Origin of the sequence: Rahnella sp. NRRL B-41462 (genome assembly GCF_003263525.1) — a bacterium.
Classification (GTDB): domain Bacteria; phylum Pseudomonadota; class Gammaproteobacteria; order Enterobacterales; family Enterobacteriaceae; genus Rahnella; species Rahnella aceris.
On the sequence record NZ_JYDF01000206.1, the window covers coordinates 1 to 631 of the forward strand.

The 631-nt window shown below is 55.9% G+C and carries 2 pseudogenes; one reads left to right on the plus strand and one right to left on the minus strand.

What is annotated here, in order from left to right:
* A pseudogene (locus tag UC14_RS26640) lies at nt 1-196 on the plus strand (methyltransferase); the annotation flags it as partial.
* A 6-nt stretch (nt 197-202) separates the two neighbouring features.
* Here UC14_RS26640 and UC14_RS26645 read toward each other — a convergent pair.
* Nucleotides 203-631, minus strand: a pseudogene (locus UC14_RS26645) (glycoside hydrolase family 3 protein); the annotation flags it as partial.

Consider the following 631-nt stretch of genomic DNA (forward strand, 5'->3'; position numbering starts at 1 on the left):
GGGGACATTAATTATTGGCGATAATGTGGTGCGGGACGGCGCGGTGGTGGATCCGCACAGCGACGACGCCCGGGTGCAGGGTGTGCGTCGCTTTATTGAGATGATTGAACAGGAACCGCGTTTATCAGCGACCGCGCTGCAAACCGTCGGCAGCAAAGGCTGGGACGGTTTTGTGCTGGCGCGGGTCACCGGTTAACAGGGCTTAACGCGCCAGACCAAAGCCAATATCAAACAGCGGATTTTCGCTGTCATGTGGCATATCGGATTGTTGTCTGAGCACGGCTTCTTCAGACGATGGCAGTTCAAACGGCAGCTTACCGGTATAGGCTTCGGTGCTGGTCAGGCGCGTAAACAAAACGGTATCGCTGACACCGAAATTGCCGATAATCACTTTCGCTTTGTCCTTCACGTTGGTCAGGATCGCCGGACGGTCGAGATAAACGGTGACGATTGTCGGCACTGCTTTGCTGGCTTTCACGATCGCCTGATAATCCGCGTTGTCACCGGTAAAGGCCAGTGAGCCTTCGTGATGGCGCTTGCCAAAGAACCAGGCTTTATGCGGTTGCTCGTACGGGGCATGGGCGCGGATCAGCGCAATATCGGCTTTCTCCGGCGCATCCACCACGGTAAA